Genomic DNA, 17,461 nt, shown 5'->3' on the forward strand with positions numbered 1-17,461 from the left:
CTTCAGGCGATGTGGCCGCCCGCGACGGTGTCGTCCTCGACCTCGGACTCACGCGTCGCATCCTCGATGTAGAGGTCGATCTGCTCCTTCGGCAGCCGCGTGCGCACGGCCAGCCAGAAGACGAAGCCGGCGACGGCGGCGTTGATCAGGAACACCCAGAAGAACATGATGTTCCCGAAGGTCGTGTCGCCGATCTTCAGCGATCCGATGGGGCTGTCCGCGCTGAAGAGGAAGCTCACCAGGCCGTAGAGGATGAACCACGGGATCACCCACGAGGCGCCGACCTTGAAGAACAGCGGCGGCCGGTAGCCCCTGCGGTTGGTCAGCTGGAAGACGATCAGCAGCACGTAGCCGATCAACAGCATGATCAGCAGCTTCGAGTTGGTGGCCCAGCCCGCCCAGAACATGATCATGTTGGCGCTCCAGAACGCCAGGTACGGGATCAGGTCGCCGCCGGGGAGCTTGAACGGACGGACCCGCTCGGGGTGCGTCCTGCGCAGGATCGCCAGCACCAGCGGGCCGGTGCCGAACGACATCACCGTCGCGCTGGTGATGAACCCGACCAGCGCCTGCCAGCTCGGGAAGGGCAGCAGCAGCACGCATCCGGCGAGGAACGCGACCACCAGGCTCCAGTGCGGCACGCCGTGCCGGTTGTTGGTGGCCAGCCACTTCGGCGCGTTGGCGTTGCGGCCCATGGCGTAGGAGACGCGGGCGGTGATGGTCGTGTAGATCAGGCCGGTGTCGGCGGGCGAGACGATGGCGTCGAAGTACAGCACGTACGCGAGCCAGGCGATGCCTCCCGCAGCGGCGAGCGCCGCGAGAGGGCCCGCGTCGTTCGTGAAGGTCAGGTTGATCCAACCGCCGGACTTCTTCAGCGTCTCGGCGGGCACCATCACGGTGAACGCCACCTGCAGCAGCATGTACAGGATGCCGGTGATGACCACCGATCCGACCAGCGCCAGCGGGATGTTGCGCTTGGGGTTCTTCGTCTCGCCGGCCAGTTCGATGCCCTGGCGGAAGCCGAGGAACGAGAACGTGATGCCTGCGGTGGAGACCGCGGTGAACACGGCCGCGAAGCCCTTGGGCGCGAAGCCGTGGCTGACGAAGTTCGCGGCTCCGCCGGCGTGGGTCGCGCCGCCGTCTCCGCTCGCCATCATGAACCCGGTGACCAGGAAGATGGCGATCACGAGCACGATGACGAAGAGCTTCCACCACACCACGACATTGTTGATCTGCGCGAACAGCAGCACGCCGAAGTAGTTCAGCACCACGAACAGCGCCAATGCCAGCACGGCGATGACCATGCCCACCGGGGTGAGGATGTGCTGCGTCGTGCCCTGGTACTGCACGGCCTGGGTGAACGGGTAGAACCGGCTGGCGTACTGCAGCGCGCCGGTCACCTCGATCGCAGGCACCGCCGCCGCGGCGATCCAGGTCACGAAGCCCATCGAGTAGCTGCCGAACGAGCCCCACACCAGGTGCGGGTAGCGGACGACGCCGCCGGAGATCGGGAACATCGGGCCGAGCTCGGCGTAGGTCAGGCCGATCAGGATGATCATGATGGCGGCGACAGCCCACGAGAAGATCGCGGCGGGACCGGCAAGGGCGGAGGCGTTGAACGCGCCGAACAGCCAGCCGGATCCGATGATGGATCCGATCGCCGTGAACATCAGCGCGACCGGGCCGAGCGATCGCTTCATCCTGTGGACCGGTTGCGATGCGGTGAGCAGATCTCTTTCGCTCATGGAAACGGACATGGCGACTCCTCTGTCTTCGTTGAACCTGGTGTTCTACGAACGTCCGTGGGCGCACTTGCGGCGACACTGTCGAGGAGCGGTCGCGCGGATTCCAAGGGAAGACGATACGCGCGCACACGTCGCGCAGAGCCGCCGTCGAGCCGATGCAGAAGGGATGCATAAGAGGCGTACAGGATGCCGGTGGCAGTGGCATCCTGGAGAGACCCGGCGATCCGGCCTGCCGCAGAGGTCAGGCCGTCATCGCGACGTGAATGCGCCGGTCGAGATCGTCGAGCTCGGCAAGCAGTTCGGAGGCGACCCAGACGCGATCGCGCTTTCGCCCCGTGACCTCTTCGATGAACCCCGCTTCGGCGAGCCGATCGATCGCCAGGTAGGCCGCGGGCGTACTCGATCCAGAACGCTGTTCGATCTCCGCAGCAGTCATGACCGGGTGGTCGTAGAACGCCGGGATCAGCGCCGCAGCCGCAGAGCCCTTCCGGGGCTTCAGCTCATCCATCCACTCGTCCGGGAGTGCCTTGATGCGAGCGATGGAGTCGCGCGAACAGATCCCGGCAGACCGTGCTGACCTTGCGAACAGGTCGATGAGCGGTGCCGGCTCGCCCTTCCGGTACTCGCCGAGGGAGGCGAAATAGTCGTCGCGCTTCGCGAGCAGGCCGCTGGCGAGGGGGACGACGGCGTTGCGGGTCACGCCCCGCCGGCGGAACACGGCCGACACCATGGCGCGACCGATGCGGCCGTTGCCGTCGGTGAACGCGTGGATCGACTCGAACTGGGCATGACCGATCGCTGCCTGCGCCAGCACAGGCACGTCGTCGCGATTGAGGTAGGCGATCAGGTCCTCGACGAGAGCGAGCACCCGTTCCGGAGCCGGCGGGACATGCAGGGCGTCTCGAGGGGAGTAGTCGCTTCCACCGATCCAGTTCTGCATGTCGCGCAGCCGCCCGGCATAGGTGGCTTCCATCGGATCGGCCTTCATCAGTGCGCGGTGCGCCGCCAGCAGATCGTCGAGTTCGAAGCGTCCGCGCTCTCCGACGACGGTGACCAGGCTGTGCAGCGCGGTGCTCGCCGCCACCATGCTCGTCGCGGAGGTGTTCGAGCGGTTGCCTGCCAGGGCCTTGGCGTAGTCCGCCGCATCGGCGGTGATGCGCTCGATCTTCGATGAGGCGACAGACTCGGTGCGCATCATGAAGCGGCTCATCGCCGCCGAATGCCCTTCGGCATCGGTGTCCGCCTGTGCCACGGCGAGCAGGGCCTCCTCCGACATGACCGTCGTCTTGACGGGTGGGAGGTAGTCCCGCTCCGCGATCATCGGAGGGATCGTCGCGTCGACGGAACTGAGCATCCGATCGGCACGGGTGCCGCCGCGGATCCGCTGACGCCAGGGCAGTGTCTCCACGTCGTGTACAGGCCACGACGTGCCCACCAGCTCAGGCGATTCCATACCTTGATCTTCTCACATGTTATTCAACCTTTGAATGCATAAACTTGATCAGTGAGATCACTATTCCAGGACAGGACCGCACCCCACACGATCGCCGGCATGTCCCATCGGCTTGCGCCCGGAGCGAAGGGCGGCGCGCGGAGCCTCCGGCCACGTAGGGCCGTGCTGTCCATAGTGCCAACCGCCGACGGAAACAGTTCAGGGCCCCAAGACTTCGTCTCAGGACCCTGAACTTCTGGCGGTGACGGTGGGATTTGAACCCACGGTAGGGGGTTACCCTACACAACTTTTCGAGAGTTGCACCTTCGGCCGCTCGGACACGTCACCGCGGACAAGCTTACGATACGGGGCCGCCTGCGCGCGAATCAGGATGGCGACCAGGCTCACTAGCATGTGACATATTACTGAGCTAGACTCGCGCCATGCCCGACGTCATCGCCGACCTGACCTTGATAGGCGCGCAGACCATCGCCGACCGGGTGAGTATGGCCGCCGCGATCGACGAACTGCAGCGCGTTCTGCGCGCAGGATTCGATCCCGAAGAAGACCTGCCCCGGGGCATCCTCGACGTCCCAAATGGACAGCTCCTGCTCATGCCGGCCGCCGTCGACGGCGCCGTCGGTCAGAAGTTCGCCACCGTCGCGCCGGGCAACCCCGCGCGCGGACTCGAGCGCATCCAGGCCCTCTACATCCTGCTCGACGGCACCACCCTCGCCCCCACCGCCATCCTCGACGGCACCGCACTGACCAGCCTGCGCACGCCCGCCGTCTCGGCCGCCTGCGTCGATCTGCTCGCGAACCCGGATGCCGGTGACGCGGTCATCTTCGGCACCGGACCGCAGGCGGTCCGCCACGTCGAGGCACTGCAGGCCATCCGCCCGCTGCGCTCGGTCGAGCTCATCGGTCGGAACACCGAACGCGCGGCCGCCGCCGTCGACGAGGCCCGGCAGTACGCACCGGACGCCCGCATCACCGTCGGAACCCCGGATGCCGTGTACGACGCCGACCTCATCGTGTGCGCCACCACGGCATCCGATCCCCTCTTCGCATCCGACCTCGTGCGTGACGACGCGACCATCGTCGCGATCGGTTCGCACGAGCCGCAGAAGGCCGAGCTCGACCCGGCACTCGTCGGCCGCTCGCAGGTGATCGTCGAGAGCCGGCGGGTCGGAACCTCCGAGGCCGGCGACGTCATCCGCGCCCTCGAGGCCGGAACCCTGCAGGATGCGGATCTGGTCACCATGCACGATCTGTTCACCGGCGCCGTCGCCCCCGCGACGGACCGGCCGCGCATCGTCAAGACCTGCGGCATGGGCTGGCAGGACCTCGCCACCGCCCGCCTGGCGATCTGAGAAGGAGAGACCCCGCATGCTCTGGACCACCGAGGACTGGCACACCGCCGGCGAGCCGTTCCGCATCGTGCGGGACGTGCCCACGCACGGCGCGACCGTCGCCGAGCGCCGGGTGGAGGCGATCAGCGGCGAAGCCGACGGCATCCGCCGCTTCCTCTGCCTCGAGCCGCGCGGGCACGACGACATGTACGGCGGGTTCATCACGCCGCCCGACGACGCCGGCGCCGACTTCGGCGTGCTGTTCTGGCACAAGGACGGCTTCTCCACCGCCTGCGGGCACGGCACGATCGCGCTGGGCGCCTGGGCCGTGCGCACCGGACTGGTGCCCTCCGACCCCGACGGCGAGACCGTCGTCACCATCGACGTGCCCAGCGGACGCGTGCAGGCGCGCGTGCGCCAGAGCGCGGGGCGCATCGAGGACATCGTCTTCCGCAACGTCGAGTCCCGCGTGCTCGAGCGCGGCATCCCGCTGCACACCTCGCGCGGCGACGTGATCGTCGACCTGGTGTTCGGCGGCGCCGTGTACGCCACGCTTCCGGCATCCGCTGTCGGTCTGTCCGTCGTTCCGGAGGACACCACCGATCTCATCGCCATCGGTCGCGAGATCAAGTGGGCGCTCAACGAGCATCCCTCCGCACAATTGGAGGATGCCCGCCTCAGCGGCGTCTACGGCACGATCCTCTTCGACGATCTGGGCCGCACCGCCGAGGGTCCGCACCAGCGGAACGTGACGGTCTTCGCCGATGGCGAAGTGGATCGCAGCCCCTGCGGCTCGGGCACGGCCGCGCGCGTCGCACTGCTGGCGGAGACCGGCGAACTGGCCGACGGAGACGTGCTCACGCACGACTCGATCATCAGCACGCGGTTCCTCGCGCGCATCGCCGAGCGCACCTCGCGCGGAGTCATTCCCGAGGTCAGCGGCATCGCGCACCGGGTGGGCGCCTGCTCGTTCGAGCTCGACGAGGGCGATCCGCTCGCATCCGGCTTCAGCCTGCGCTGACGTACTTCAGGAGGACATCATGAGGACGGGATCGATCAGCATCACCGGCGCCCAGGTCTGGGACGGCGCAGTTTTCACTGCCCGCGACGTGCACATCGTGGACGGCCGGGTCGTTTCAGACGCGGGAGCGGATGCCGAGGTGCTGGATGCCTCTGGCCGTTGGCTCGTCCCCGGACTCATCGATGCGCACTTCCACGCCTATGCCACCAGCATGGACGGATTCGAGAACGAACGAGGACCGCTCAGCTACGCCGCCATCAACGGCACGAGGCGTCTGACCCGGGCACTTCAGCGCGGCTTCACGACCGTGCGCGACGTGGCCGGTGGTGACATCGGGCTGGCCCAGGCGATCGACGCCGATCTGTTCCTGTCTCCCCGGTACCACTTCACCGGTCCCGCGCTCAGCCAGACCGGCGGGCACGGCGATCCCCGGTCCGCGCACGTGGACGTGTGCTTCTCGCATGGGCACATGTGCGAGGTCGTCGACGGCGTCGACAACCTGCGCCTGGCCGTGCGCAACCGGCTGCGCACCGGTGCGCACGCGATCAAGGTGATGGCCTCCGGCGGGGTGTTCTCGCTGGTCGACCCGATCCGCAATCCGCAGTACTCCGCCGAGGAGCTGCGCGCCGTCGTCGAGGAGGCCACCCGCCGCGGCTCGTACGTGTGCGCGCACGCGTACTCGTCCGAGGCCGTGCAGCACGCGGTGAACGCCGGCATCCGCTCGATCGAGCACGGCAATCTCATCGACGAGGAGACCGCTTCGATGATGGCGGCCGCGGGCGCCTTTCTCGTGCCGACCCTCGCCGCGTACGACGCCATGGACCGGCGAGGCGCCTCGATCGGGCTCAACGAGACATCGCTCGTGAAGAACGCCGTCGTGTTGGAGAAGGGGCAGGATGCCGTGCGCCTGGCCCATGCGGCAGGCGTGCGCGTGGGCTTCGGCACCGACCTGATGGGCGACCTCGAGGACGACCAGCTCGCCGGGGTGCGCCTGCAGGTGGCCGCATCCAGCGCTGCGGACACACTGCGCTCGATGACATCGGTGAACGCCGAGCTCATCGGCGACGAGGCGCTGGGACATCTCGGCAAGGGCGCCTACGGCGACGCCGTGCTGCTGTCATCCGATCCGCTGACCGACGCGAGCGCCCTGTGGGAGCAGGACGCCCGCGTCGCCGTGGTGCGCGCGGGGCTCGTGGTCTGACGACGCGCTACGGCGCTCAGCCCTTCGCGTTGATGTGCACGAGGATCCTGGCCGGAGCCGAACTCGACGCGCCGGTGATGCTGATGCGCAGCCAGTTGCCGAAGACCGTCAGCGGCAACTCCGTGATGTCCTCCCCTGCCCGCAATACCACGCCGGGACCACGGCTCACCCAGGCGAGACCGTCCGGGGACACCTGCGCGACGAGGTGGAGGTCGGGATGGTCTCCCTCGGCCTGGACGAACACGACGGCCTCCGCGGCCCACCCCGCTTCGAAGGGAAGTGTGCTGTAGTCGCCGTCGATCCGCACCCGGCGTGCGACCACCGACGTGTAGTTGCGCCTCAAGGCAGGCTCCTCTCCGAGCCGACCGGCTGCCGCCCCGCCTCGTCGACATCGTCGAAGTCGACGATCGCGTCCTGCTCGATCAGCCGCTGCCGCAGCCGGCCGGGATCGACGCCGGCGACGACGCCGTCCTGCTCGAGGGCGAGCGCGGCCGCGGTGCCCGCCCCCTGTCCCATGGCCATGCAGGTCGCCATGACCCGCACCGAGCCGAACCCGGGTCCATCGGCGCAGAGGCTCCGCCCCGCGGTGACGAGGTTCACTCCCCCGGCGGGGATCAGGCAGCGCAGCGGAACGTTGTAGGGCCGGCGCAGGATGACGAAGTCGTTCTGGTCGATGCTGTCGGCCTGGTGGATGTCGATCGTATGCGCTCCCTTCGCAACCGTGTCGGGGAAGGCCTTGGGATTCAGCACGTCATCGCGGGTGAGCTCGTAGAGCCCGACGATGTGATGCGTCTCGCGCACTCCCGTCTGGATGCCGGACTTGGCCAGCCATGCGTCGCGGAACTCGGGGAACTCCCTGCGCAGCACGGAGATGGCGAGATGCATCTTCTCGCGGAGACTGACCTCGGTTCGGGAGAACGTCGCCGGATCACTGGCATCCGTCGGCTCGCGCAGGATGTTGATGCTCACCATCCCCCTGTGGAAGAAGCCGTTGATCCAGGGTCCTCCGAACAGCGGGAACTCTCCCGCGGCATGCAGTTCCGCGAGACGACGGCGGATGGGCTCGGAGACCGGCAGGATCCCGTCGACCGCGTCGGTGAAGAGGGGCGCGAGGGCGTCGGTGTCGACGCCGCCGAGCTGGAACCACAGCGTCGCAGGTTGGAGGACGGCGGATTTCGTCGTCGCCAGCCCGGCCGCCCTGACGACATCCGCATCGCCGCTGCAGTCCACGACGACGCGGCATCCGTAGGCGACACGCCCCGCCTTGTTCTGCACGATCACGTGGCTGACCCCCGCCTCGCCGACGACGACGTCGGCGAACCAGGTGTGCAGCAGCAGGGTGACGCCGCTCTGCACCAGCAGGCGCTGCGCCGCGAGCTTGAGGATCTCGTCGTCGACCGGCCAGTTGCCGCTGTCACGGTCCAGCTCGGCCCCGCCGAGCTCGGCTGCGCGACGCATGAGTTCCAGCGGAATGCCGCCGATGTGCTGCCGCCCGCCGACACGGAACTCGCTGATCGGAGTGACGAGGGCGCTGGTGGCCATCCCGCCGACGAAGCCGTAGCGCTCGATGAGGAGGGTTCTCGCACCATTGCGGGCGGCAGCCGTCGCGGCGATCACGCCCGCCGGTCCGCCGCCGACGACCACGATGTCGTAGTCGCCCGCAACCGGGGTCTCGCGCGGCGATTCGGTGATGAGCATCTCTCCTCCGCTCATTCGCAGGAGTAGACGACGGAGTCGAGGTACAGGTTCACCGAGCGATCGGTATCGGCCTCGATGAAGAACACGGGGTTGATCAGCCCGTCGATGGAGCGGTAGCCGGGCACCAGCGTGGGCTGCAGGCCGCGCATGTCGAACACCCGGTCCATGGACTGCAGCTCGACGTACTCGCGACGGCGCACGTCGACCTTCAGTCGGAAGTACAGCCAGTTGATCTTGTCAGGGCTCTCGTTGTAGACGAGCTCCTGCTCTCCGCCGGGAACCCATTGATATCCGTCGGCGGAGCCGTCCTCGAAGCGGCGCCCGTACCACTGGTTGTCCACGCCGGGCAGGCACCAGCCGTCTTCGACGCCGAAGTTCCACTCCTGCCGCGTCACTCCGTCGCCGACCCGGTAGTACTGCCACTTCTTCACGAGCCTCCCGCCGAGGGAGTTGACGTACCGGACTCCCGGCATGTACCGGTACTCCGCATCCTGCACATCGAAGAAGAACCCGAATGCGCGGATGTCCTCCTCGCCCAGCCCCACCCGGTCCTGCACGGGCGTATAGGAGTACCAGGCCTCGATCTGGATGAACTCGGGATCGCCGAACCGGGAGAGGCGCTTGATCGCATGCCCCATGCTGCCCGGCCGCGGCGGCTCGGTGTGCGGGCCTCCGGTGGGTGCGGTCGTGAGCTTGAGGGAGTACGCGCCCTCCATCGACCCCGCCGAGGAGGCGAACCGCATGGGACCCGAGCTCAGCTGACAGGGGGCCCAGCTGCCCAGATCGACCGCGGACGGGAACGATTCGTAGTCGTCGTACACGTAGTTGGGCGTCAGGTCGAGCCACCCGTTGTAGCCGGCGTCGAAGTCGTCGTAGGTGATCACCCGTTCCAGCGGGGTGAAGCGCTCGAGACCGCGCTCGTAGCTCACGAACCTCTGCATGCGGGGCTCATCCTCTCGTCGGTGGCATTACCAGAAGGTCGGACAGCCAGCGGATGCCCTCCCCGGCGCGGATGTCGAGAGCGATCCGCGCGTTCGGCGCCGGCGGTCGCGCGGTGAGACCGAGGTCGGCGACGATCACACCCCGGGTCAGGTCGGACTGCGTCTCCACCTCGAGCCGCGCGTCGTGCCAGTCCATGAGATCGGGGCGCACGACGGCGGCGACCGCCATCGCATCGTGCATCGCGCAGGATCCCTGTGCACGCGGGTCGTGCGGCCGGCGATGTCCGACGACGGAGATCCACTCCAGCGCGTGACGCCCGAGGCGTCCGATGACGCCGTCCTCCGCGGCCAGAGCCCGTGCCATATCCGAGGTGAGTCGCACGCGCTCGGTCACGTCCAGCCCCACCATGCGCAGCGGAGCGCCCGAGCCGAGCACGACAGCGGCGGCATCGGGATCGACCCAGATGTTGAACTCGCCCGGAAGGTCGAGGCGACCCGTCGTGCCGGAGAACACGCCGCCCATGGCGACGATCTCCTTCACCATCCCCGCGATGTCGGGCTCCCTGGTCAGCAGCCTCGCGATGTTGGTGAGCGGCCCCAGCGCGATGATGACGACCTCGCCCGGCCTGGACCGCACGGCAGACGCGAGCGCGTCCAGCGCCGCGCCGCCGTCGTCATCGGCGCCGTCATCGGCGCCGTCCGGGATGCGGACACGGAGCGGCCTGCGCAGCGGACGGCCGGCGCCTCGCTCGACGCGCAGCTCCGGACGACCGAGATCCCGCATCAGCATCCGCGTCGCGGTCGTGACATCGCCGATACCGGCATTCCCATGCACGGTGGTCACCGCCAGCACGTCCAGAGCAGGAAGGGCCAGCGCTGCGGCGAGCGCGAACGCGTCGTCCACCTCCGCGCCGGATATCCCGAAGGAGTTGTCGGTGTCGATGACGACGGGGATGCGGATGCCCACAGCGGGACTCCCTCTCATGTGATGCGGCGGGACGCGTGACGGGGCGCAGGGCGCCCCGTCACGCGGATTTCAGTCGGTGAGGTACACCGTGCTGAAATCGATGAACTCGTTCGGCGGGATGACCATGCCCTTGACCTTCGAGCTCGCGGCGGCGTTCACCTTGATCTCGAACAGGGGGATAGCCGGGGTGTCTGCCCGCAGCACGTCGGCCGCCTTCTGGTACAGCTCGAGACGAGCATCCTGGTCCGAGCTCTGCTGCGCCTGGATGGTCAGCTTGTCGAAGTCCTCGTTGCAGTAGCCCAGCCGAGCGGCCGTGCAGTTGTACAGGCGGTAGATGGTGTAGTCCGCGTCGCCCGTCGCGGTCTGGTTGGCCTGCACGTCCATGTCCCAGGCGTGCGTGCCGTCGGGGTTGACCGTGCCGAACACCTTCAGCCACGACGCCGAGTCCAGCGCGCGCGGCTCGACGGTGACGCCGACGGCCTTCCACGCCGAGATGAACGCCTGCATCATGTTCGCGAAGCCGGCGCCGTTGGCGTTGCTGAAGATCGCGTCCACCGTGAACCCGTCGGGGTATCCCGCTTCGGCCAGCAGCTTCTTGGCGCGGTCAGGATCGTACTTCGGCATGCCCTTGGCGGGCGGGAGGCATCCGAACGCGGACACCGGGCAGTACGCGTCCATGACCGACGCGGTGTCGCCGAACAGCTGCTTCTGGATCGTCGGCAGGTCGAGCGCAGACCACATCGCCTCGCGGACGCGCTGGTCCTTGAGGTACTCGTTCTTGTTGTCGAACCACAGGAAGTAGTAGTTGAGGCTCTTCTCCTGCGTGAACGTCACGCCGTTCATCGCCTTGACCTGTTCGATCTGGTCGTTGGGCACGTCCCCGACGACCTGCGCCTGCCCGTTGGAGAGCGCGGTGATCTTGCCGTTGACGTCGGTCACCTGCTTCATGGTCAGCTTCTTCAGCTTCGCCTTCTTGCCCCAGTAGTCGTCGTTGCGGGTGAAGGTGAAGTGATCGTTGGCCACGTAGTCGCTGATGATGAACGGACCGGTGCCGATGGGCTTGGCCCAGTAGTCGTTGTCGGCCTGGATGGTGGTGTCCGCGTGCGAGTACTTCGCCTGGCCGATCCTGACCAGCGACAGCACGCCCAGCAGCGTGCCCGTCGGCGCCTTGGTCTTGATCGTGACCGTGGAGTCGTCGGTCGCCTCGACGGTGTCGATCGAGGAGAGGACGGTGGCCAGAGCCGCCTTCCACCCGATGTAGCGCTCGATGGACCCCTTCACGTCGGCGGCGGTGAACGGCGTGCCGTCGGTGAACTTCACCCCCTGGCGCAGCTTGAGGACGAGCGTGGTGGGATCCGTCCACTCCCAGGACGTCGCGAGCTTGGGCTGCGGCTTGTTGTCCTTGTCCAGGGTGATCACGGTCTCGAGCGTCTGAGAGATCGCCATGTTGATGCCGATCTCGAGGGGCGCCTGGGAGATGTCCGATCCCGACCAGCCATAGGCCGGGATGTATGTGAGGTTCTGCTGTGCGTCGGGCAGGGGCTTTGCAGAGGCGGCGCCTGTGCCGCCTCCGCCCCCGGAGCAGCCGACGAGAGCGAGGGCCGCGATCGTCGCCATGGCGGCGACCGCTCCCATCCTCGCGCGAAGCGATGTCATTGCCTTCTCCTCTTGTTCAGGGTTTTCGGGTAGTGCGTGGAGCAGTGGTGCGAATCATCCGCCCGTCGTGCGATCCAGGGCGAACGCGGTGGCGACCGGGTAGTGATCGCTCGGCGCGATCCCCCGGTCGAAGTACTCCACGACCTCGGCCGCGCGTGCGCGCAGCGGGCCGCGGAAGAAGATGTAGTCGATGGTCTTCTGAGGACTCGCGATCGGCGACTTCGGCGTGCCGACGACGCTTGCGAAGGCATTGGGGATCACCGGATGCGTGGGCGGCGCCTGGCGGTTGAGCGCGGAGAATCCGTCCAGATAGCCGGCGTTGCCGATGATCCAGATCGCCGTGGCGATCGCGTTCGTGTCGGAGGCGAACAGCACCGCCTCTCCGGGATGCGTGAGCCGCTCGAGCGTCTCGATCACCCGTCGGGCCTGGATGGTGCGCTGATTGACACCGGTCTCGACCTCGACGGCATTGCCAGAGTACGAGAGATGGGCGGTAGTCCACAGCAGGGTCCGGTCGGTCCCCTCCACCTGCAGGCGCACCCAGAACAGCCGCGCGTGCGGAGAGTGGATGCCGACGTCCTCCGCGCCGTGCTCCACCTCGGTGAACAGTTCGCGATCCCACCAGAGGCAGCCCTCGTCCTGCCAGCCGGCGAAGTCGTCCTGCACGCGGTCGTGTCCCGGCATGGTGGCGTCCAGCAGATCCCGCGACCAGGCTCGCGTCTCCTGGGTCGCCAGCAGATCGGGAGCACGCCGCTCGTACAGTCCGCGAAGCGCGTCAGCCCGGTCCGCACCGTGATGGTCACCCCACAGATTGTGGGTCTGCGCGATGAACGTGAACGGGGCGGTCACGATATCTCCCTCTGATCAGCCGGACGGGCCGGCGCGATGTCATGGTTGTAGCGGACGAGTTCGCGGCGCCCGGCCCGCAGCCGGATCGTCGTGACGGAGCAGTTGTCCGGCGGGCTCAGCGCCATGTGACCGGGACTGGGCAGACCGAGCATGTGCGCCACGGCGAGGCGGATCGGGTTGCCGCTGGTGAAGGCGACGATCACGCGGTCGGCACCGTCGTCGACCTCCTCGATGGCACTCTCGAGCGCAGCGGTGACGCGTTCGCGCGTCTCCGCGAACGTCTCGCCGCCCTCGCCCCGCCGCACGTCCGCGCCGGAGACGACCGCCGCGACGATGTCGGGGTGCACGGCCTCCGCCTCCTCGAAGGTCAGGCCGGCCCAATCCCCGACGCTCATCTCCCGCAGTGCGGGCACGGGTCGCACGTCGGCGGCTACGCGAACCGCGTAGTCGGCGGCCGTATCCGCCACCCGGGGCAGATCGCTGGCGAGCACGAGGTCGGGCACCGGGACCTGCGCCGCGAGGGCTCCTCCGAGTGCGTGGGCCTGGCTGCGGCCGAGTTCGGTGAGTCCGGAGTCCGCGTGTCCCTGATAGCGCCCCTCGACATTCCACAGCGACTCGCCGTGGCGGATCAGGTGCAGTGTGACGCGGCCGCTCATGGCGTCTCCTCGACGAGCCAGGGACGCGCGACGGGCACCGCGGCCAGCAGGGCACGGGTGTATTCGTCCTGAGGGTTCTCGAACAGCTCCAGTGCTGTGCCCTCCTCGACGACGACGCCCTTGTTCAGGACGAGGACGCGATCGCAGATGTGCTCGATCACCGACAGGTCGTGCGAGATGAACAGGTACGACAGACCGAGGTCGGCCTGCAGATCCTCGAGCAGGTTCAGCACCTGCGCCTGCACCGAGACGTCGAGCGCGCTCACCGCCTCGTCGCAGATGATCAGCCGGGGGCGCAGCGCGAGCGCCCGCGCGATGCCGATGCGCTGACGCTGACCGCCGGAGAACTGATGCGGGTACCGGTCCGAGTAGTCGGGGTTCAGGCCCACCCGGTCCATGAGCTCCTTCACCTCGCGGGTCCAGTCCTTCGGCGACACGATGCCGCGATGCACGCGCCACCCCTCCGCGATGATGTCCCGGACCGTCAGCCGCGGGTTGAGCGAGGCATACGGATCCTGGAACACCATCTGCATGTTGCGGCGGACATCCTTCATCCGCCGCGGTGAGAGGTTCGTGATGTCCGCGCCCTCGAAGCTGATCCGCCCACCGGACGGCGGGACCAACCCGATCACCGCGCGCGCGATCGTCGACTTCCCCGACCCCGACTCCCCGACCAGGCCGACCGTCTCACCCGGCCTGATCTCGAAGTCCACGTCCGACACCGCGACGTTGTCGCCGATCCTCCGCAGCAGCACCGAGGAGCGGATCGGATAGGCGACCTTCAGATGCGAGACGGTCAGCAGGGCGCTCTCACCGTGCACGTGCGTCTCAGGCATGGGTCAGCACCTCCTCGGAGCGATGGCAGGCTGCGACGTGGCCCGGTTCCCACCCGTCGGGCTGACGCAGCACCGGCACGGTGGTGCGGCACACCTCTGTCGCGAAGGGGCACCGCGGGTGGAAGGAGCAGCCGGTCGGCAGCGCGAGCAGATTCGGAGGCGATCCGACGATGGGCGTGAGCCTCTCCCCGATGGCCGTGTTGCTCGGAATCGACGACAGCAGACCCTGCGAGTACGGGTGGGCGGGAGTGTCGTAGATCCCCCGGATGCTCCCGGTCTCCACGATCCGTCCTGCGTACATGATCGCCGCGCGCTGAGCGACGTCGGCGACGACGCCGAGGTCGTGGCTGATCAGGATCATCCCCATGCCGGTCTCCGCCTGCAGGTCGGCGAGCAGATCCATGACCTGCTTCTGCACGGTGACGTCCAGCGCTGTGGTCGGCTCGTCGCCGATCAGCAGCCGCGGCTCCAGCGCGATCGCCATCGCGATCATGATGCGCTGGCGCTGGCCACCGGAGAACTGATGCGGATAGTCGCGGATGCGGGTCTCGGCATCCGGGATGCCGACGCGCTTGAGCAGTTCGAGTGCCCTGGCCCACGCCTCGCGCTTCCCCATGCCGAGCCGGCGCCGGAACGGTTCCGCGACCTGGTAGCCGATCCGGAACACCGGATTGAGCGAGCTCAGCGGGTCCTGGAAGATCATCGCGATCTCGGTGGCGCACAGCTCGCGCACGCGGCTGACGGGCTCGGCGACGAGGTCGGTGCCCCGGTAGCGCACCTGTCCGCCCACGATCGAGCCGGCGGGCTTCGGCAGCAGGGCCATGATCGCCTGCGCGGTCACGGACTTTCCCGAGCCGGATTCTCCGAGGATCGCAAGGGTCTCCCCCGCCCGGACGTCGAAGCTCACCCCGTCGAGCGCGCGGACCACGCCCGCCGAGGTGGCGAACTCCACCTGGAGGTCCTGCACGCTCAGCAGCACGTCGTCCGTCTCGGCTGCGGCGTCGTTGCGACGGTGCGGTGTGCTCATCATCACGCGCTCCTCAGCGTCGGATCGAAACGGTCGCGCAGGGCGTCGCCGAGCACGCCGGTCGCGAGGACGAGGGCCGCCAGCGCGATCCCGGGGAGCACGGAGATCCACCACGCCGACACGAGGTACGCCGTGCCGTTGTGGATGGTGGTTCCCAGGCTCGGGATGCCGAGCGGCACGCCGACGCCGAGGAAGGACAGCGCCGCCTCGAGCAGGACGACGTGACCGAACTCGACGGTCGCGACGACGAGGATGGGGGCGAGGCAGCCAGGGAAGAGCGTGCGGAAGATGATGTGCCAGGAGCTGGCGCCGAGGGTGCGCGCCGACTCGACGTACTCCCGGTTGCGCAGCGCCAGCACCTGGCTCCGCGTCACGCGCGCGAAGACCACCCAGTTGGTGATGGAGATCACCACGATCACGTTCCAGAGACTGGATCCCAGCACTGCGGAGAGCAGGATCGCCAGCAGGATGCCGGGGAAGGCCAGCTGCACATCGGCGATGCGCATCAGCGTGTTGTCGAGCCAGCCGCCGAAGTAGCCGGCGAAGAGGCCGAGGATGACGCCGAGCGCTCCCGCGACGAGGAGCGAGGATATCCCGACGGTGAGCGAGACGCGCGCACCCATCATCATCTGGGCGAAGAGGTCCTGCCCGACCTGGTCCGTGCCGAAGATCGCCGTCGATCCGTCCTGGAGCTCCGAACCGGGTGGCAGCAGTCGCTGCAGCACCTCCGTGTGCAGCGGGTCGAACCCGTAGAGGAGGGGGACGAAGATCGCGCCGACGACGAACAGGGCGATCACGATGATCGGGGTCACGATCCGCACGGTCACCGCGCGGCGCGCTCGCTTCGCACGCTGCATGGTCTGGATGGCGATGGTCGGTGGCAGTGCGGCGGTCATTTCGCGAGCCTCACTCTCGGGTCGAGGTAGCCGTACAGCAGGTCGACGATCAGATTGACCAGGACGAACCCGGCGGCGATGATCACGACGCAGGCCTGCACGAGGTTGTAGTCGCGGACCAGGATCGAATCGACCAGGAGCCTGCCGACACCGGGGAAGCTGAACACGGTCTCGGTGATGACAGCGCCGCCGAGCAGGGTTCCGAACTCGAGTCCGACCAGGGTGATGACGGGGATCATCGCGTTGCGCGTGGCGTGCACGAAGATCACGATGCGCTCGGACAGGCCCTTCGCGCGTGCGGTGGCGATGTACCCCTCGCCCACGACCTCGAGCAGTCCGCTGCGCGTCATGCGCGTGAGGATGGCGATGAACGGCAGCGCAACGGTTATGACCGGCAGCACGAGGGCGTCCGGTGTGTCCAGCCCCGCGCTGGGCAGCCATTGCAGCAGCCGGGAGAAGATCAGCATCAGCACGACGCCCACCCAGAATCCGGGAAGGGACTGCGTCAGCAGGCTCATGGTGGTCACGGCCCGATCGGCCGGACGATTGACCTTCAGCGCGGCCAGCAGCCCCAGCGGGAAACTGACGATCAGAGCCAGCGAGCAGGCGAGTACGGCGAGGATCGCGGTGTTCGGCAGCGCACGGGCGACCAGGCTCATCGCCGGCACGCCCTGCGTGTAGGAGGTGCCGAAGTCGCCGGCGAATGCACCGACGAGGTAGCCGAAGTACTGCACGATGAGCGGCTTGTCGAGGCCCATCTGGTGCCGGATCGCCTCGACCTGCTCCGGCGTCGCATCCATCCCGCCGACGAGCACGGCAGGATCCGCGGGGATCAGGCGGACGATCAGGAAGACCACCGTCACCACGCCCCAGAGCACGAAGACGGCCAGCAGCAGCCGTCGCACCGTGTACCCGAGCACTTCCCACCTCCAATGGCGACGCCGTTCGGACAGCGCCGGATCCTCATCGATCTCGCTACGTCGGATGCTCAACGTTATCGTTCATGTAGGTTCGCTCACCTTGATGGTTCTGTCAAGCCCGACTTTTCCTGCTTTATTTCGATGCTTCTCTCCTCGACCACTTCGAGATGCTGTGATCTCGACGATCCGTTGACAGGTGGTTCTGGTAACGCTAATGTTTCGCACACGACGCCGTGAATCAGCGCGGCGCTGACCGAGATCGAG

Annotated in this window: 16 protein-coding genes and 1 tRNA gene; 3 read left to right on the forward strand and 14 right to left on the reverse strand. The window is 67.7% G+C overall.

Annotated features, from left to right (window positions below):
* Positions 1-2 precede the first annotated feature (2 nt).
* The 3 genes from Q0568_RS03880 to Q0568_RS03890 all read right to left on the reverse strand — a co-directional run bounded on the left by Q0568_RS03880 (position 3) and on the right by Q0568_RS03890 (position 3,525).
* Positions 3-1,700 carry an APC family permease gene (locus Q0568_RS03880; protein WP_298862537.1) on the reverse strand — a complete coding sequence of 566 codons (1,698 nt, stop codon included), beginning with the start codon at positions 1,698-1,700 and terminating at the stop codon, positions 3-5.
* A gap of 286 nt (positions 1,701-1,986) precedes the next feature.
* Complete coding sequence (locus Q0568_RS03885) at positions 1,987-3,198, reverse strand: Fic family protein (protein ID WP_298862541.1); 1,212 nt, start codon at positions 3,196-3,198, stop codon at positions 1,987-1,989.
* A gap of 236 nt (positions 3,199-3,434) precedes the next feature.
* Positions 3,435-3,525, reverse strand: a tRNA-Ser gene (locus tag Q0568_RS03890).
* Positions 3,526-3,620: 95 nt separating this feature from the next.
* On the opposite strand from Q0568_RS03890, the gene Q0568_RS03895 reads away from it, so the two are divergent.
* Genes Q0568_RS03895 through Q0568_RS03905 form a run of 3 tightly spaced genes read left to right on the forward strand, consistent with a single transcriptional unit; the run spans position 3,621 to position 6,751 of the window.
* Complete coding sequence (locus tag Q0568_RS03895; protein ID WP_298862544.1) at positions 3,621-4,550, forward strand: ornithine cyclodeaminase family protein; 930 nt, start codon at positions 3,621-3,623, stop codon at positions 4,548-4,550.
* Positions 4,551-4,566: 16 nt separating this feature from the next.
* Complete coding sequence (locus Q0568_RS03900; protein ID WP_298862547.1) at positions 4,567-5,550, forward strand: proline racemase family protein; 984 nt, start codon at positions 4,567-4,569, stop codon at positions 5,548-5,550.
* Positions 5,551-5,569: 19 nt separating this feature from the next.
* On the forward strand, positions 5,570-6,751 hold the full coding sequence (locus Q0568_RS03905; protein ID WP_298862550.1) for an amidohydrolase family protein: 1,182 nt from the start codon (positions 5,570-5,572) through the stop codon (positions 6,749-6,751).
* Positions 6,752-6,767: 16 nt separating this feature from the next.
* Here the strand turns inward: Q0568_RS03905 and Q0568_RS03910 are convergent, their stop codons facing one another.
* The 11 genes from Q0568_RS03910 to Q0568_RS03960 form a co-directional block, all read right to left on the reverse strand.
* Entirely contained in the window at positions 6,768-7,094 is a 327-nt protein-coding gene (locus Q0568_RS03910; RefSeq protein WP_298862553.1) for a hypothetical protein, read from the reverse strand.
* Positions 7,091-8,464 (reverse strand): FAD-dependent oxidoreductase, encoded by a 1,374-nt coding sequence (locus tag Q0568_RS03915; protein WP_298862556.1) that lies wholly within the window; start codon positions 8,462-8,464, stop codon positions 7,091-7,093. The genes Q0568_RS03910 and Q0568_RS03915 overlap by 4 nt, the downstream gene beginning before the upstream one ends.
* Positions 8,461-9,390: a DUF6772 family protein gene (locus Q0568_RS03920; protein WP_298862558.1), complete on the reverse strand. Its 930-nt coding sequence runs from the start codon at positions 9,388-9,390 to the stop codon at positions 8,461-8,463. The genes Q0568_RS03915 and Q0568_RS03920 overlap by 4 nt, the downstream gene beginning before the upstream one ends.
* Positions 9,391-9,397: 7 nt before the next feature.
* Positions 9,398-10,357: a nucleoside hydrolase gene (locus Q0568_RS03925; protein WP_298862561.1), complete on the reverse strand. Its 960-nt coding sequence runs from the start codon at positions 10,355-10,357 to the stop codon at positions 9,398-9,400.
* Between the two features lie 69 nt (positions 10,358-10,426).
* Complete coding sequence (locus Q0568_RS03930; protein ID WP_298862564.1) at positions 10,427-12,013, reverse strand: ABC transporter substrate-binding protein; 1,587 nt, start codon at positions 12,011-12,013, stop codon at positions 10,427-10,429.
* 54 nt (positions 12,014-12,067) lie between these two features.
* A complete protein-coding gene (locus Q0568_RS03935; RefSeq protein ID WP_298862569.1) occupies positions 12,068-12,862 on the reverse strand; it encodes an endonuclease/exonuclease/phosphatase family protein in 795 nt (264 codons plus the stop codon).
* Positions 12,859-13,518 (reverse strand): histidine phosphatase family protein, encoded by a 660-nt coding sequence (locus Q0568_RS03940; protein ID WP_298862572.1) that lies wholly within the window; start codon positions 13,516-13,518, stop codon positions 12,859-12,861. The genes Q0568_RS03935 and Q0568_RS03940 overlap by 4 nt, the downstream gene beginning before the upstream one ends.
* Positions 13,515-14,354: an ATP-binding cassette domain-containing protein gene (locus Q0568_RS03945; protein ID WP_298862575.1), complete on the reverse strand. Its 840-nt coding sequence runs from the start codon at positions 14,352-14,354 to the stop codon at positions 13,515-13,517. Before Q0568_RS03945 ends, Q0568_RS03940 begins: the two co-directional genes overlap by 4 nt.
* Positions 14,347-15,384, reverse strand: a complete 1,038-nt coding sequence (locus Q0568_RS03950) for an ABC transporter ATP-binding protein (protein WP_298862578.1) — start codon at positions 15,382-15,384, stop codon at positions 14,347-14,349. The genes Q0568_RS03945 and Q0568_RS03950 overlap by 8 nt, the downstream gene beginning before the upstream one ends.
* Entirely contained in the window at positions 15,384-16,277 is an 894-nt protein-coding gene (locus Q0568_RS03955; RefSeq protein WP_298862581.1) for an ABC transporter permease, read from the reverse strand. The genes Q0568_RS03950 and Q0568_RS03955 overlap by 1 nt, the downstream gene beginning before the upstream one ends.
* The gene (locus Q0568_RS03960) at positions 16,274-17,269 is read right to left on the reverse strand and encodes an ABC transporter permease (RefSeq protein ID WP_298862584.1); all 996 of its coding nucleotides are present in this window, start codon (positions 17,267-17,269) and stop codon (positions 16,274-16,276) included. The genes Q0568_RS03955 and Q0568_RS03960 overlap by 4 nt, the downstream gene beginning before the upstream one ends.
* Positions 17,270-17,461: the final 192 nt, after the last annotated feature.

This window comes from uncultured Microbacterium sp. (assembly GCF_937927635.1).
Taxonomy (GTDB): domain Bacteria; phylum Actinomycetota; class Actinomycetes; order Actinomycetales; family Microbacteriaceae; genus Microbacterium.

Bases quoted from the DNA above. Each gene is read 5' to 3' on its own strand.
- Q0568_RS03880 (WP_298862537.1), bottom strand. From the start codon at position 1,700: ATGAAGCGATCGCTCGGCCCGGTCGCGCTGATGTTCACGGCGATCGGA.
- Q0568_RS03885 (WP_298862541.1), bottom strand. From the start codon at position 3,198: ATGGAATCGCCTGAGCTGGTGGGCACGTCGTGGCCTGTACACGACGTG.
- Q0568_RS03895 (WP_298862544.1), top strand. From the start codon at position 3,621: ATGCCCGACGTCATCGCCGACCTGACCTTGATAGGCGCGCAGACCATC.
- Q0568_RS03900 (WP_298862547.1), top strand. From the start codon at position 4,567: ATGCTCTGGACCACCGAGGACTGGCACACCGCCGGCGAGCCGTTCCGC.
- Q0568_RS03905 (WP_298862550.1), top strand. From the start codon at position 5,570: ATGAGGACGGGATCGATCAGCATCACCGGCGCCCAGGTCTGGGACGGC.
- Q0568_RS03915 (WP_298862556.1), bottom strand. From the start codon at position 8,464: ATGAGCGGAGGAGAGATGCTCATCACCGAATCGCCGCGCGAGACCCCG.
- Q0568_RS03920 (WP_298862558.1), bottom strand. From the start codon at position 9,390: ATGCAGAGGTTCGTGAGCTACGAGCGCGGTCTCGAGCGCTTCACCCCG.
- Q0568_RS03930 (WP_298862564.1), bottom strand. From the start codon at position 12,013: ATGACATCGCTTCGCGCGAGGATGGGAGCGGTCGCCGCCATGGCGACG.
- Q0568_RS03940 (WP_298862572.1), bottom strand. From the start codon at position 13,518: ATGAGCGGCCGCGTCACACTGCACCTGATCCGCCACGGCGAGTCGCTG.
- Q0568_RS03945 (WP_298862575.1), bottom strand. From the start codon at position 14,354: ATGCCTGAGACGCACGTGCACGGTGAGAGCGCCCTGCTGACCGTCTCG.
- Q0568_RS03950 (WP_298862578.1), bottom strand. From the start codon at position 15,384: ATGATGAGCACACCGCACCGTCGCAACGACGCCGCAGCCGAGACGGAC.
- Q0568_RS03955 (WP_298862581.1), bottom strand. From the start codon at position 16,277: ATGACCGCCGCACTGCCACCGACCATCGCCATCCAGACCATGCAGCGT.